The 14,480-nt window shown below is 40.7% G+C and carries 12 protein-coding genes and 1 other annotated feature; all 12 genes read right to left on the bottom strand.

The window, feature by feature from the left end; genetic code table 11:
* Complete coding sequence (gene cysS, locus V7150_RS02680; protein WP_335513377.1) at positions 1-1,398, bottom strand: cysteine--tRNA ligase; 1,398 nt, start codon at positions 1,396-1,398, stop codon at positions 1-3.
* Entirely contained in the window at positions 1,379-2,047 is a 669-nt protein-coding gene (gene cysE / locus V7150_RS02675) for a serine O-acetyltransferase (protein WP_335513375.1), read from the bottom strand. Before cysE ends, cysS begins: the two co-directional genes overlap by 20 nt.
* Positions 2,048-2,096: 49 nt before the next feature.
* Positions 2,097-2,360 (bottom strand) — a binding site (T-box leader).
* Between the two features lie 145 nt (positions 2,361-2,505).
* Positions 2,506-3,963, bottom strand: coding sequence for a glutamate--tRNA ligase (gene gltX, locus V7150_RS02670; RefSeq protein WP_335513373.1), 1,458 nt, complete (start codon positions 3,961-3,963; stop codon positions 2,506-2,508).
* A gap of 47 nt (positions 3,964-4,010) precedes the next feature.
* Positions 4,011-4,487, bottom strand: coding sequence for a 2-C-methyl-D-erythritol 2,4-cyclodiphosphate synthase (ispF, locus tag V7150_RS02665; RefSeq protein WP_335513370.1), 477 nt, complete (start codon positions 4,485-4,487; stop codon positions 4,011-4,013).
* Complete coding sequence (ispD, locus tag V7150_RS02660; protein ID WP_335513368.1) at positions 4,487-5,179, bottom strand: 2-C-methyl-D-erythritol 4-phosphate cytidylyltransferase; 693 nt, start codon at positions 5,177-5,179, stop codon at positions 4,487-4,489. The genes ispF and ispD overlap by 1 nt, the downstream gene beginning before the upstream one ends.
* A gap of 38 nt (positions 5,180-5,217) precedes the next feature.
* Positions 5,218-6,306, bottom strand: a complete 1,089-nt coding sequence (locus V7150_RS02655) for a PIN/TRAM domain-containing protein (RefSeq protein WP_335513366.1) — start codon at positions 6,304-6,306, stop codon at positions 5,218-5,220.
* A 306-nt stretch (positions 6,307-6,612) separates the two neighbouring features.
* Positions 6,613-7,686 carry a DNA integrity scanning diadenylate cyclase DisA gene (disA, locus tag V7150_RS02650; protein ID WP_335513364.1) on the bottom strand — a complete coding sequence of 358 codons (1,074 nt, stop codon included), beginning with the start codon at positions 7,684-7,686 and terminating at the stop codon, positions 6,613-6,615.
* Positions 7,687-7,689: 3 nt separating this feature from the next.
* Positions 7,690-9,072 (bottom strand): DNA repair protein RadA, encoded by a 1,383-nt coding sequence (gene radA, locus V7150_RS02645; protein ID WP_335513362.1) that lies wholly within the window; start codon positions 9,070-9,072, stop codon positions 7,690-7,692.
* A 390-nt stretch (positions 9,073-9,462) separates the two neighbouring features.
* Positions 9,463-11,904, bottom strand: coding sequence for an ATP-dependent protease ATP-binding subunit ClpC (gene clpC, locus V7150_RS02640; RefSeq protein ID WP_335513360.1), 2,442 nt, complete (start codon positions 11,902-11,904; stop codon positions 9,463-9,465).
* 17 nt (positions 11,905-11,921) lie between these two features.
* Entirely contained in the window at positions 11,922-12,992 is a 1,071-nt protein-coding gene (locus V7150_RS02635; protein WP_335513358.1) for a protein arginine kinase, read from the bottom strand.
* Position 12,993: 1 nt separating this feature from the next.
* Positions 12,994-13,542 (bottom strand): UvrB/UvrC motif-containing protein, encoded by a 549-nt coding sequence (locus tag V7150_RS02630; RefSeq protein WP_335513356.1) that lies wholly within the window; start codon positions 13,540-13,542, stop codon positions 12,994-12,996.
* A gap of 25 nt (positions 13,543-13,567) precedes the next feature.
* The gene (locus V7150_RS02625) at positions 13,568-14,029 is read right to left on the bottom strand and encodes a CtsR family transcriptional regulator (protein ID WP_283921033.1); all 462 of its coding nucleotides are present in this window, start codon (positions 14,027-14,029) and stop codon (positions 13,568-13,570) included.
* Positions 14,030-14,480: the final 451 nt, after the last annotated feature.

Genomic DNA, 14,480 nt, shown 5'->3' with positions numbered 1-14,480 from the left:
TTAGCCTCTTTTCCACCTTGTACCTTGCGCGGTGTCTTCTAAAATAATATTCATTTCCTTTAGCTGGTCTCGAATTTGGTCAGATAATTGGAAATTTCGGTCCTTCCTTGCCTGGTTCCGCTTTTCGATCAGCGCATCAATTTCTTCGTCCAGCATTTCTTCACTTTCAAGCGTTAACCCTATAATACGGAACAACTCTTCAAATTGGTTTGTAAAGGTATCAATGACTTCCACAGCTGTATTTTTTTCTAAAAGATAATGATTGGCCAGCTTGGAAAGCTCAAATAAAACAGAAATGGCTAATGCTGTATTAAAATCATCATCCATTGCCTCAATAAATTGGTCTTGTAAGGCAGATATTTTATCAAGCCACTCTTGATTATTGCTGGCTAGGTCTGTACTTGCTTCTTTTCGATGTTTTAAATTTTGATAAGATGTGGTCAGACGTTCAAAAGCCGCCTTTGTGCTCTCCAATAATTCTTCACTGTAATTGATCGGATTTCGGTAATGAACGGACAGCATAAAGAATCGTAAAACTTGTGGATTATGCTTTTTTATAATGTCATGCACTAACACAAAATTGCCCAGTGATTTCGACATTTTTTCATTATCAATATTGATATAGCCGTTATGCATCCAATAACGAGCGAATGTTTTCCCAGAAAGTGCTTCGGACTGAGCAATTTCGTTCTCATGGTGCGGGAAGGTTAAATCCTGTCCGCCGGCATGGATATCAATCGTTTCACCAAGATACTTTTTCGCCATTGCCGAGCATTCAATATGCCAGCCTGGCCGGCCGGGTCCCCAAGGGCTTTCCCAAAAGATTTCCCCTTCCTTGACCGCTTTCCATAAAGCAAAGTCCAAATCATCCTGTTTCTTATCACCGACTTCGATCCTTGCTCCCACCTGCAAGTCATCGATGGATTGGTGGGAAAGCTTTCCGTATTCATCGAAGCTGCGTGTATGGAAGTAAACATCGCCTTCTGATTCATATGCATAGCCTTTTTCAATTAATTGGCTGATAAAATCGATAATGATATCCATATTTTCCATTACGCGCGGATGAATATCAGCCTTCTTGCAGCCCAATGCAGAAACATCCTCAAAGTAGGCATTGATAAAGCGGTCGGCAATTGTCGGAACATCCGTGCCCAACTGATTGGCTACCCGAATTAATTTGTCGTCGACATCGGTAAAGTTCGAAACATACTCGACATCATAGCCGCGGTATTCAAAATAGCGCCTGACAGTATCAAAAACAATTGCCGGACGGGAATTACCAATATGGATATAATTATAGACTGTCGGACCGCAAACATACATTTTTACTTTTCCTTCTTCAAGTGGTATGAAAGCTTCCTTTTTTCTTGTTAGTGTATTATAAATTTGAATGGCCATTGACTTTTATCCTTTCTTCTTTTAATTCATCCAGTTCTTGCTTCAGCTGATGTAGTTCAACTTGCATTTCTTTTAAGCGGTCGGCAATTGGATCCGGCAGATCACAATGATTTAAGTCTTTATTTATTCGTTTTCCGTCCTGGATCACAACCCTGCCTGGAATCCCCACCACTGTTGAGTTAGGGGGAACCTCTTTTAAGACAACAGAGCCGCCGCCAATTTTGGAATTTTCACCGATAGTAATCGATCCCAGCACCTTTGCACCAGTGGCAATAAGGACATTATCTTTAATTGTCGGATGCCGTTTCCCTTTTTCTTTACCCGTTCCGCCGAGGGTAACTCCTTGATATATAGTTACATTATCCCCAATTTCACATGTTTCCCCTATTACTACACCCATACCGTGGTCAATAAAAAATTTCCTGCCTATTTTTGCCCCCGGATGGATTTCAATTCCCGTAAAAAATCGGCTAACTTGAGAAATGATCCGTGCAAGGAAAAATAATTTACGGTTAAAGAGTGCGTGTGCGAATCGATGTGCCCAAATGGCATGTAAACCTGAATATGTTAAGATGACTTCTAGATAGCTTCTCGCAGCTGGATCCTGTTCAAAAACAACCTCAACATCCTCCTTCAAATTTTTGAACATCGCCATTCCCCCCCTGTTTTTTTGAAAATAAAAACGCCCCTGTCATATCGACAGAGACGCTTATGCGTGGTTCCACTCTGATTAGACCGGCTAGCTTCACGGGCGCTTCGTAAAGAATACGTGCCCTGAGCTAAAAAAGTCTCACTCTAGCTTGTTAACGGATAGCTCCGCCCATATCTACTCGAAGTTGACTCTTTTCGAAATGGGGCTCAGAGGTGCATTTCAAAAAATGAGAGGCTTAAACCACTTTCAGCCGGTGATGGTTCTCTCTTTCAAGCATCTTTTTTCTACTTTTCCTCTTCTACACTTTTTCAATATAATATTAAAATGAATAACACTGGACTTAGATAATTGTCCAGCTCCAGCGATCATCGGCTTGGATACTTCGCTTAATGGTCGCTTCCACTTTTCTTAATTGGAATTCTTTAATGTTACTATATTACATTTTCGCTTTAATGTTAACCAATAATTTTATGAATTCTTTTTTGAACCTTTTGTTTACCTAGAAGTTCAATCGATTGTGGCAGGTCTGGCCCATGTGTTTGTCCTGTTACTGCTGCACGAATCGGCATAAACAGATTTTTCCCTTTTTGGCCAGTGGACTTTTGTACCGCCTTCATTGCAGCCTTTATGCCATCCGCTAGGAAGCTATCAAGCTGGCCAAGCTCATGAGAAAATGCTTTTAATACTTCCGGAACCTGTTCCCCGGAGAGAATTTCCTTCGCATCTTCTTCATATTCTGCTTCATCTTTAAAGAACATGTCTGATAATTCCACGATTTCCGCACCAAAGCTCATTTTTTCCTGTAAAAGTGCTGCTAGGCTGCGGGTCCATTGATGTTCTTCATCGGTTAGATTTGCACTTAAGCGGCCTGCCTTAATTAAGTGTGGCAGCGCAAGCTCAAGCACGCGGTCAACCTCAATCTTTTTCATATATTGGTTGTTCATCCATGTAAGCTTTTGCTTATCAAATAATGCTGGTGATTTTGATAGACGGTTGGCATCAAAAATTTCAATAAAATCATTTCTGGTGTACAGTTCCTCTTCACCTTCAGGCGACCAGCCAAGTAATGTAATAAAGTTAAATAACGCTTCTGGAAGATAACCCAATTCCTCATACTGCTCAATGAACTGAATAATCGATTCATCACGTTTACTTAATTTCTTGCGGCTTTCGTTAACAATCAGTGTCATATGACCAAAGAGCGGCGGCTCCCAGCCTAATGCTTCATAGACCATCAGCTGCTTTGGCGTGTTGGAAATATGGTCATCACCGCGCAGCACATGTGAGATCTCCATTAAATGGTCATCAATGGTTACCGCAAAATTATAGGTTGGTGTGCCATCCTTTTTGATAATGACCCAATCACCCATTCCCTCTGATTCAAACGATACAGTGCCTTTTACCATATCATCAAACGTATATGTAGTTCCTTCCGGCACGGCAATACGAATGCTTGGTTTACGCCCTTCTTGTTCAAATTGGCGGCGTTCTTCTTCTGTTAAATGACGGCATTTACCGGAATAATGTGGCGTTTCGCCTCGTTCCGTTTGCGCTTCCCGCTCTGCTTCAAGCTCAGCTTCTGTACAGTAGCATTTATATGCATGGCCATCCGCTAGTAATTGATTATAGTAAGTTTCATAGATATCATTTCTCTCTGATTGACGGTATGGACCGTATTCTCCGCCGACATCAACGCCTTCATCCCAATCCATGCCAAGCCATTTTAAATATTTTAACTGGCTTTCCTCACCGCCGGCAATATTTCGCTTTTTATCCGTATCTTCAATCCGGATAATAAATTTCCCGCCTTGGCTGCGCGCAAATAAATAATTGAATAACGCAGTACGGGCATTTCCGATATGTAAATGTCCCGTTGGACTTGGAGCATACCTTACACGAACTTCGTTTGACATTATAATGCCTCCATGGATAATTTATATAGTTTCAACTAATTATTTTATCATTTCTTTTTTAATAAAACTACTGCCTGAGAGGCAATGCCTTCTCCTCTGCCGGTGAAGCCGAGCTTTTCGGTCGTTGTCGCTTTTACATTAATTTGTTCCGGTGCTGCCTCTAGTAATTCCGCAATTCGAGCGCGCATTTGCTCAATATAGGGTGCCATTTTAGGCTTTTGCGCAATGATGGTGCAATCGGCATTGACAAGCTCGTACCCCTTCTCTTTTACCAGCTTCCAAACATGCTCCATCAGCTTTGCGGAATCGGCATCTTTAAAATTCGGATCGGTATCCGGGAAATGTTTGCCGATATCGCCTTCCCCAATCGCACCAAGACAAGCATCAGAGACGGTATGTAATAAAACATCAGCATCGGAATGGCCCAAAAGGCCTTTTTCGTAAGGGATCGTAATTCCGCCAATAATAAGCGGACGCCCTTCTGTTAGTTGGTGAACATCAAAACCCTGCCCAATTCGAAACATCAGCAAAACTCCTTCTCCCTCTTTTTCAATATTGCTTCAGCGAAGTATAAATCTTCAGGTGTTGTCAGTTTGATATTGTCGTAATCACCTTCTACAATTGTTACAGGAACATTCAGCCGCTCCACTAAACTGGAATCATCCGTTCCAAGAAAGTGATCCCTTTCTGCTTTTTCATATGCTTCCTTCATTAAGGAAATGCGAAAAGCTTGCGGGGTTTGAACAGCCCACAAGCTTGAACGTTCGACAGTCTCCACTACTGCACCATCTTGTACCTTTTTCATGGTGTCTTTTGCCGGCACCCCAATAATAGCAGCACCAGTTTCTTCTGCTGTTTCTATTAAACGGTGGATATGTCCCTTACGAATAAAAGGACGAGCTGCATCATGAACAAGAATAATTCCATTGGTTTCTATTGTTTTTAGAGCATTATAAATGCTATCCTGGCGTTCTTCCCCACCAGGCACTAAATTTATTACTTTCGTTATGCGATACTTTTTAAGCAATGCCCTAAATTCTTTCTCATCCTGAGGGTGTGTTGCTAAAGTAATGCCAGTGCAGGCTTCATCCTCATCAAATACCTTTAATGTATGGATCAGCACTGGTATTCCATTAAGCTCTAATAAAAGTTTATTTTTCCCCGCTCGCATTCTTTTCCCCAGGCCCGCCGCCGGGAGAATGACTTGGTAAGTCATAAAAAAACCCCAATCTGTCTATCTATGTCTATGTCCAGCTACAGCGCTTTTTCTAATAATTTGGGTTTTGCAAAAATCATTCGACCGGCAGATGTCTGAAGAACACTCGTAACAAGAACCTCAATCCTCTTGCCGATATATTCTCTTCCTTCCTCGACAACGATCATCGTTCCATCATCTAAATAAGCAACACCCTGATGATGCTCTTTGCCATCCTTGATTACTTGAACCGTTAACTCTTCCCCAGGAAGGACAACCGGCTTCACAGCGTTTGCTAAATCATTGATGTTTAATACAGAGACATTCTGCAGTTCACACACTTTATTTAAGTTAAAATCATTCGTTACGAGGATACCATTCGTTAATTTCGCCAGCTTCACAAGCTTTGAGTCTACTTCACTAATTTCTTCAAAATCACCCTCATAAATTTCTACTTTGATGGAGAGTTCTTTTTGAATCCGATTTAATATATCCAAGCCTCTACGGCCGCGATTTCGTTTCAACACATCGGAAGAATCCGCGATATGCTGTAATTCCTCAAGAACGAACTGTGGGATGACAATCGTACCTTCCAAAAATCCCGTCTGGCAAATATCGGCGACACGGCCATCAATAATGACGCTCGTATCTAATATTTTTAAAGCCTTTCCAGTTGTCTTTTCGGCTTCCTCATCCATAGACTTCTTCTTGTTACCGCGATTACCAAAAAGACTTAATAGCTCATCCCTCTTTTTAAAGCCAACTTGAAAGCCAAGATAGCCAAACAAAAGTGTCAGCAAGATAGGTACAACAGCATTTAAAATCGGCACTTGCACAGCATTAAGTGCAAAACCAATTAAAAAGGCAACAATCAAACCAAAAATTAAGCCAACACTACCAAAAAGCACATCCGTTACAGGAATTTTTACTAATGAATCTTCAGCCCATTTAATGAAATTAAAGACATAATCTACCGCCCAAAAGGTAATAAGATAAAAAATAATAGCACCTAAAATAGCAGTAACATATGGGTTATTAATAAGTGGAATGTCATTCATATGAATTAAAATAAATAGTTCCGGTAATAACAGTATTCCAAGCGTACCACCTAAAATGAGGAAGCATGCTTGCACAATTCGTTTTAACATTCCTTCACCTCCTCTAATTCATTATAAACATATTCCTAAAATTGAAACCTCGATTTGGTGATTATTTTTCTAAATTGTAAACAAATTGAAATAGATCTGTTATGTTAAAAACTTACTCCTCATAGGGTAGCACTGGAAAAATTCTGTGTCAAACAAATTGAAATTGCCCTTTTTATCACACATAATTTGTTTTTTCAATGCTTTTATCCCGCTTTATCGGACAGTGAGACCCATATTAAAACTTTGATGGAACTAATAAGGACAAAGGGGATCAACTGCCACTAATGCCTGATTGTTAGTTTTACCTTATAGATGACGGTCGGTATATAGCCGTTCTTTAATTAACTTAAAGCCTTCTTTAATTTTTTTCGCACGAACTTCGCCAATTCCTTCTACATCGTCCAGTTGCTCCACTGTGGCTGAGATAATATTTGACAGCTCACCAAAAGAACTGATTAAGTTTTCAATGATAACGGATGGGAGCCTAGGAATCTTATGAAGGATTCTATAGCCTCGTGGATGTTTAAATTCATCAAGGTGAACATAGCCAAGATAGCCCAATAATTTCAATAAAACCATATCCTCAATCGTCCCGTTCGCCGTCATCGCCTGCATTCGCTGCAGAACTTCCCGGGCCTTAATATCCCGTTCGAACGCATAATCTTTAATGATCAGCATCGTCTCTTCTTCTAATTCTGATAAAATTTCATTCATTTGCAAGCGAATGAGACGGCCTTCTATCCCCAATTCATGCAAAAAGGTTAATAGTTCATTTTTAATTTTTAGGACCATTTCAAAACGATGAAGGACAAGTAGAAAGTCGTTATAGGTTACGGATTCCTCGAACTCTATAATACTTAAATTCGTAATGCTTTGCTCGAGGACGACTTTATACTTCTCAAGCGTCTGAATTGCTTGATTTGCTTTTGTTAAAATGACGGCAATGTCTTTTAATGCATAGCGAAAATTCCCTTGATACAAGGTAATCACATTTCTTCTTTGTGAAATAGCGATCACTAACGCTTTTGTTTGTTTGGCTACTCGTTCAGCTGTACGATGCCGCATCCCCGTTTCCGAAGATGGTATTTCTGGGTTAGGCGCAAGCTGTGCATTAGCAAAAAGAATCTTATTGCCTATTTCATTTAATATGATGGCCCCATCCATTTTTGCGAGTTCATATAAAAAGCTTGGCGAAAAAGAACAATTGATTTCGAATCCGCCATCGACGATGCTTTTTACCTTTTCATTATAGCCAACGACAATGAGTCCCCCAGTATTAGCCCGAAGTACATTATCAATCCCCTCGCGAATCGGTGTTCCGGGGGCAATAAACTGTAAAACATCACTGACAGATTGTTCACCAAGCTTTTTATTTTCCATCTATTACCCTCCCAACGCTGCTTCAAGTGCCTCGCTAACTGACGAGACACCAATGAGCTGAACACCTTTTGGTCCTGTCCAGCCGCTCAAATTATTAGCTGGTAATATTACGCGCTCAAAGCCTAGTTTTGCTGCTTCCTGGACCCTCTGCTCAATTCGTGACACCCTTCTTACTTCACCTGTTAATCCAACTTCGCCAATGATACAATCTGTGGGCCTTGTCGGTCTATCCCTGAAACTGGAGGCAATACTTACGGCTACAGCTAAGTCAATAGCAGGTTCATCTAATTTCACCCCTCCTGCTACCTTTAAATAAGCATCTTGGTTCGCTAGAAGCATCCCTACCCGCTTTTCTAGGACTGCCATTAAAAGCGGCACACGGTTGTGGTCAATTCCTGTCGCCATTCTTCTTGGATTCCCAAAGCTCGTTGGCGAAATTAACGCTTGTATTTCAACGAGAACCGGACGGGTTCCTTCCATTGATGCTACTACCGTCGAGCCTGCTGCTCCCCGTGACCGTTCTTCGAGAAAGATTTCTGACGGGTTTTCCACTTCCTCGAGGCCAAATTCCTTCATTTCAAAAATACCCATTTCATTTGTGGAACCAAAGCGGTTTTTAACAGCCCTTAAAATTCGGTATGTGTGATGTCTTTCCCCTTCAAAATAAAGGACAGTATCTACCATGTGCTCTAACAGCCTTGGACCTGCTATGGATCCCTCTTTTGTTACGTGGCCTACAATAAAAATAGCAATTCCTTTTGTTTTACCGATCCTCATTAATTCAGAGGTGCATTCGCGGACTTGTGACACACTGCCCGGTGCTGATGTCACATCCGGATGGAAAATCGTTTGGATAGAATCAATAATCACGAAGCTTGGATTTGTGCTATCAATGGTTCGATTAATTTCTTCCAAATTCGTTTCTGCATATACTAATAGATTGTCTGTGGCAATCCCTAAACGTTCCGCACGAAGCTTTGTCTGCCTTAATGACTCTTCACCAGATATGTATAAAACCTGATTCCCTTTATTGGCAAGCTGTGAAGATACCTGCAGGAGAAGAGTAGACTTACCAATCCCAGGGTCTCCGCCAATTAATACTAACGAGCCCTTAACGACACCGCCGCCAAGTACACGATTTAGCTCATTTAAGTCGGTAAGGATTCTTGGTTCATTTTCCATTTCAATCGAATTAATAGGCATTGGTTTGGTTAATAAATTGGATCCGCTTTGAGAATGAGCAAAAGCCCCTCTTCTCGTTGCACCCGTTACTTCTACTTCCTCAATCATCTTATTCCATTGTCCACAGCCTGGGCACTTCCCCATCCACTTTGGAGATTCATACCCGCACTCCTGACACATAAACTTTGTTTTTCGTTTTGCCATCTGACTCCTACCTCACTTGCTAACCTAAAATAAAGAAAACTCGCCGATTGTCGAGCCCCTAAGGGCGAAGACAGAGGCGTAGTTGCACTTATGCGTTAGGAAAGTATAAATTTGAAAAATTTATACTTTCCTATTAGCTAAGAAAAGCGCAAGGCGCCCGTAAATCGACGAAAAGCACAAGACGAGCCGACTGAAAGGTTGCTCTTTACCCTTTTGGACGGATTGGCTTGTGACCTCGAGCCGATGGCGCCTTAAACTGGACAATTCTCAAAGTCCAAAATTTATTATTCCTTCTTAATATGAAAAAAGAGGTACACGGGTTGACTTTATTCACGTGTACCTCTTGCTTGTTGTTAAGCGACTAACATATTTTTAATGAACTAAACAAGTCTATTTTACTAAGCTTGTTTTTTCTGCCATTCTCACAATAAATTCTCCATTATTCACATCAATTATAGCATGCTGTCCTGTTAATAATGTTCCTTTTAATAATTCTTCAGAGAGTCGGTCTTCAATATGCTTTTGAATAGCCCGTCTAAGTGGTCTTGCTCCATATTCAGGATCATAACCTTCTTGAGAAATTTTCTCCTTTGCTGCTTCTGTTAATTCTAGTGAAATATTTTGCTCTTTCAAGCGCTTGATTAACTGGTCAGATAGCAAGGTGACAATTTCATTAAGATGCTTTCTCTCTAACGCATGGAAGACAATGATTTCATCGATACGATTCAAAAATTCCGGACGGAAGGCCTTTTTTAATTCCTCCATCACTTTTCCCTTCATATCCTTGTAATCCTGCTCACCATCTTGAATATTAAAACCAACATATTTGTTTCGTTTTAGTGCCTCTGCACCGACATTGGATGTCATAATCAAAACAGTATTTCGGAAATCAACTGTTCTGCCCTTTGAGTCTGTTAAGCGGCCATCTTCAAGTACTTGAAGCAGAATATTAAATACATCCGGATGTGCTTTTTCAATTTCATCCAGCAAAATAACAGAGTATGGTTTTCTCCGGACTTTTTCCGTTAATTGTCCGCCTTCCTCATAGCCGACATATCCTGGAGGGGACCCAACTAGTCTGGATGTGGAGTGCTTCTCCATATATTCAGACATATCGATGCGGATCATCGCATCTTCATCACCAAACATGGCTTCTGCAAGGGCACGTGCTAATTCTGTTTTTCCCACTCCTGTTGGTCCAAGGAAGACAAAGGAACCAATTGGGCGTTTTGGATCTTTTAGCCCTGCCCTTGCACGGCGAACCGCCTTTGAAACAGCTTTGACGGCTTCTTCCTGGCCGATAATACGAGAATGAAGCACTTCTTCTAAATTAAGTAACTTAGTTGTTTCGGTTTCAGCAAGCTTGGAGACAGGAACTCCGGTCCAGCTAGATACCACACTTGCGATATCTTCAACTGTTACCTCATTGTTTTCCTTGCCTTGCTTCTCTTTCCACGTTTTCTTCGTTTCTTCAAGTTGTTCGCGAAGACGCTGTTCCGTATCCCTTAATGAAGCAGCTTTTTCAAATTCCTGACTTTGTACGGCTGCATCCTTTTCTTTACGCACTTCCTCAAGCTTTACCTCTAATTCTTTTAAATTAGGAGGGGTTGTATATGAGCGAAGTCGTACTTTTGACCCTGCTTCATCGATTAGGTCAATCGCTTTATCTGGAAGGAACCGGTCTGAAATATAACGGTCTGAAAACTTAACCGCTGCTTGAATGGCTTCATCAGTAATGGAAACGCGATGGTGTGCCTCATAGCGGTCGCGCAAGCCTTCTAAAATTTGAATGGATTCTTCAGCCGTTGGTTCATCGACGCGAATCGGCTGGAATCGTCGTTCTAGTGCTGCATCTTTTTCAATATATTTTCGATATTCATCAAGAGTCGTTGCCCCAATACATTGTAGCTCACCTCGGGCAAGCGATGGTTTTAAGATATTGGAGGCATCGATAGCACCTTCCGCTCCGCCAGCACCAATTAATGTGTGCAGCTCATCAATAAATAAAATGATATTTCCTGCCTGGCGAATTTCATCCATTACCTTTTTCAAGCGATCCTCAAATTCACCACGATACTTTGTTCCAGCAACAACAGTTCCCATATCAAGAGTCATCACACGCTTATCGCGGAGAATCTCTGGCACTTCATTGTTCACAATTTGCTGGGCAAGCCCTTCGGCAATCGCTGTTTTACCAACGCCAGGCTCACCGATTAACACTGGATTATTTTTGGTACGGCGGCTTAGCACCTCGATGACACGCTGAATTTCTTTACTGCGCCCAATCACAGGGTCTAGGCTGCCTTCCCTTGCAATCGACGTTAAATCTCTTGCAAGGCTATCGAGTGTTGGTGTATTCGCACTTACTGATGCCCCGCCCTGATGGCCGCCGGATTCATTGCTTCCTAATAATTGCAGAACCTGCTGTCGTGCCTTATTTAAGCTGACACCAAGATTATTAAGTACCCGGGCAGCAACCCCTTCTCCTTCTCGGATTAAACCAAGGAGAATATGCTCTGTTCCAACATAGGAATGTCCTAATTTTCGAGCCTCATCCATTGATAATTCAATGACCTTTTTAGCTCTAGGAGTATAGTGAATCGTTTGAGAATTTTCTTGTCCTTTGCCAATTAAATTTTCCACTTCTTTTTGGATTTTATCAGAACCTAAACCAAGTCCATACAGTGCTTTTGCAGCAATTCCTTCACCTTCTCGAACTAAACCTAATAAAATATGCTCAGTCCCAATATTGTTATGTCCAAGGCGAATAGCTTCCTCTTGTGCCAAAGCAAGAACCTTCTGTGCTCTTTCGGTAAAACGTCCAAACATCATATTCTCGTCCTCCTCACCTATTTTTCATTCTCCATTTTTATTCGGTCCCTAATTAACGCCGCTCTTCTAATATCCCTTTCATGCGGCCGCAATGGACCGCCGGCATATTGCTGAAGAAAGCCCGGCTGGGTTAATATCATTAATTCATTTAAAATGGTCTTAGGCATATTTTCGATATAGCCCATATCGATTCCAACCCGAACATCCGATAAACAACGTGCTGCTTCTTTCGATTCAATAATTCGGCTATTAGATAATACTCCTAATGAACGGTACACCCTGTCTTCTAATTGTATGTTCGAAGTTTTTCGTAATGCTTCACGGGCTGACCTTTCTTGTGAGATTAACTGGCTTACGACCCCTTTTAAATCAAGACAGATATCCTCTTCCGATTTTCCAAGGGTTATTTGATTGGAGATTTGAAAAATATTCCCCAGTGCCTCACTGCCCTCACCATAAATCCCTCTTACAACAAGCCCTAATTGGTGAATAGCAGGAATGATTCGATTAATTTGCTGTGTTAAGATTAACCCTGGCAAATGCATCATTACGGAAGCGCGGAGACCTGTTCCAACGTTGGTCGGACAGCTTGTTAAATAACCGTGTTTTTCGTCAAAAGCGTATTGAATATTACTTTCAAGCCAATCATCTATCTCATTTGCGGCATCCAATGCTTCAGATAATTGTAAACCGGGAAACAAGCATTGAATCCGAATATGGTCCTCTTCATTAATCATAATACTAACTTCTTCGTTTTCGGTTAATAGAACGGCACCATGTGGTGAATCTTCAGCCAGTTTCGGGCTGATCAAATGCTTTTCTACTAAAACCCTTTTCTGAAGAGGCTGCATTTCATCAATTTTCAACAATTCCATATGCCCAAATTTTTGAACAGCTGATTTTCTTAAAATATCTTCCATATTTACAATAATCATTTTGGCTTCTTCATGTGAAAAAACAGTAGGAAATTTATAGTCTTCAAAGTTTCGTGCCAAACGGATTCGGGAACTAAGAACAATATCCGAATCAGGTCCCTCCTCACTCATCCAAGAGCTGACGGCTTGATTAAGAAAACGTTCAAGTGACACGTTATTTCCCTCCCTCTTCGCTTTCGGCTAATTTTTTCTCTAAGGTACGTATTTCATCGCGAATCTCCGCTGCTTTCTCAAACTCTTCATGGGAAATAGACTCCCTTAGATGACTTTTCAGCTCTTCAATCTGTTTTCGGAGATGAATCCCGCCGCCAATTCTTTTTGGTATTTTACCGTTATGTGTCCAGTTCCCACTATGAAGACGACCTAAAACAGGCTTTAGCTGATCTTTAAACGCCTCATAGCAATGAGCACATCCAAAGCGGCCAATCTTTAAGAACTGTGGAAATGTCATCGAGCAGTGCTGACAATGTAGGATATCCTCTTGTTGAAACGGGCTTTGGCTAGGCTTTTGAAAGGATGGGTCGATATTTAATAAACCCGCTAAAAGATTATTAAAAGCAAAACCCGACTCTCCATTAAAGATAAACATTTCACCTTTTTCCTGAGCACATTTCTCACAAAGATGCACTTCTGTTTTTTCACCATTAATGATTTTTGTAAAATGAAGTGCTGCAGGCCTTTGATTGCATTCTTGGCAAATCATTTTTTCACCTCTCCGGCTGCGCATATTATTTATATTTTAAAGATGTTAACATCGCTTTTAGCATTCTTGCTCTTAATTCATCTCGGAATGGAAGATCAATATATAATACAGATCGGTCGATTACACTTAACATAATTTTCGCCTCTCGTTTGGTAATGATCTCCTCCTGAACAAGTCTTACAATGACATCCTCGGCACTTGTTTGGCTAATCCGATTTTGAATAAGTGAAAGCAAATGATCAATTAAATGGGCAAAATCGTGGGATTGAACCTTCATAATCCGAATATATCCACCGCCGCCCCGTTTACTCTCAACAATATATCCTCTTTCAATCGTAAAACGAGTATTTATAACATAATTGATTTGTGAAGGAACACATTGAAACTTATCAGCAATTTCACTCCGCTTAATTTCAACAAGATCCTCTTCACTCATTTCCAAAACCTGCTTTAAATATTTTTCAATAATATCGGAGATGTTTCTCATCTTCCCACCCCCCATCATCTGACTTTGACTATATTTGACTTTGATTATACTGAATTTTTTATGTAGATGCAACGATTCACTACTACTGATTTTTTCCAAATTTCTCGAATTGAAAACCTGTGAATAATGGTAAAAAACTACTAAATTTTTTATGAATGATTAAAATTTGAAGGCACAAAGTAAAAAATTCAGGCATTCGCCTGAATGAGAAGGTAACTTTTTTGCTTTTTTATATTTCCTTTGAAGGAATTCCAATAAACTTCTTCCTAAAAGGTTTTTACTATCCAGTTTAGTTTATTTACTTTCCACTTTTCTAATTTTACTTTCCGGTTTTAATCAATTACTGTCCACTTTTTCATTTTTACTTCCCACTTCCATTTATCAGCACAAAAAAAGACAACCCAATACAGGTTGTCTTTCATTTGCCTGGCAACGTCCTACTCTCACAGGG

The sequence above is a fragment of the Neobacillus drentensis genome (genome assembly GCF_036965245.1).
GTDB classification, from domain to species: Bacteria; Bacillota; Bacilli; order Bacillales; family Cytobacillaceae; genus Neobacillus; species Neobacillus drentensis_G.
The sequence above is the reverse complement of the archived record's forward strand: the minus strand, read 5'-3'. Positions and strand labels throughout refer to the sequence as shown.

What these genes read in the sequence shown, in the direction of transcription:
- cysS (WP_335513377.1), bottom strand. Translation starts at nt 1,398, where the DNA reads ATGGCCATTCAAATTTATAATACACTAACAAGAAAAAAGGAAGCTTTC.
- cysE (WP_335513375.1), bottom strand. Translation starts at nt 2,047, where the DNA reads ATGTTCAAAAATTTGAAGGAGGATGTTGAGGTTGTTTTTGAACAGGAT.
- gltX (WP_335513373.1), bottom strand. Translation starts at nt 3,963, where the DNA reads ATGTCAAACGAAGTTCGTGTAAGGTATGCTCCAAGTCCAACGGGACAT.
- ispF (WP_335513370.1), bottom strand. Translation starts at nt 4,487, where the DNA reads ATGTTTCGAATTGGGCAGGGTTTTGATGTTCACCAACTAACAGAAGGG.
- ispD (WP_335513368.1), bottom strand. Translation starts at nt 5,179, where the DNA reads ATGACTTACCAAGTCATTCTCCCGGCGGCGGGCCTGGGGAAAAGAATG.
- V7150_RS02655 (WP_335513366.1), bottom strand. Translation starts at nt 6,306, where the DNA reads ATGTTAAAACGAATTGTGCAAGCATGCTTCCTCATTTTAGGTGGTACG.
- disA (WP_335513364.1), bottom strand. Translation starts at nt 7,686, where the DNA reads ATGGAAAATAAAAAGCTTGGTGAACAATCTGTCAGTGATGTTTTACAG.
- radA (WP_335513362.1), bottom strand. Translation starts at nt 9,072, where the DNA reads ATGGCAAAACGAAAAACAAAGTTTATGTGTCAGGAGTGCGGGTATGAA.
- clpC (WP_335513360.1), bottom strand. Translation starts at nt 11,904, where the DNA reads ATGATGTTTGGACGTTTTACCGAAAGAGCACAGAAGGTTCTTGCTTTG.
- V7150_RS02630 (WP_335513356.1), bottom strand. Translation starts at nt 13,542, where the DNA reads ATGATTTGCCAAGAATGCAATCAAAGGCCTGCAGCACTTCATTTTACA.
- V7150_RS02625 (WP_283921033.1), bottom strand. Translation starts at nt 14,029, where the DNA reads ATGAGAAACATCTCCGATATTATTGAAAAATATTTAAAGCAGGTTTTG.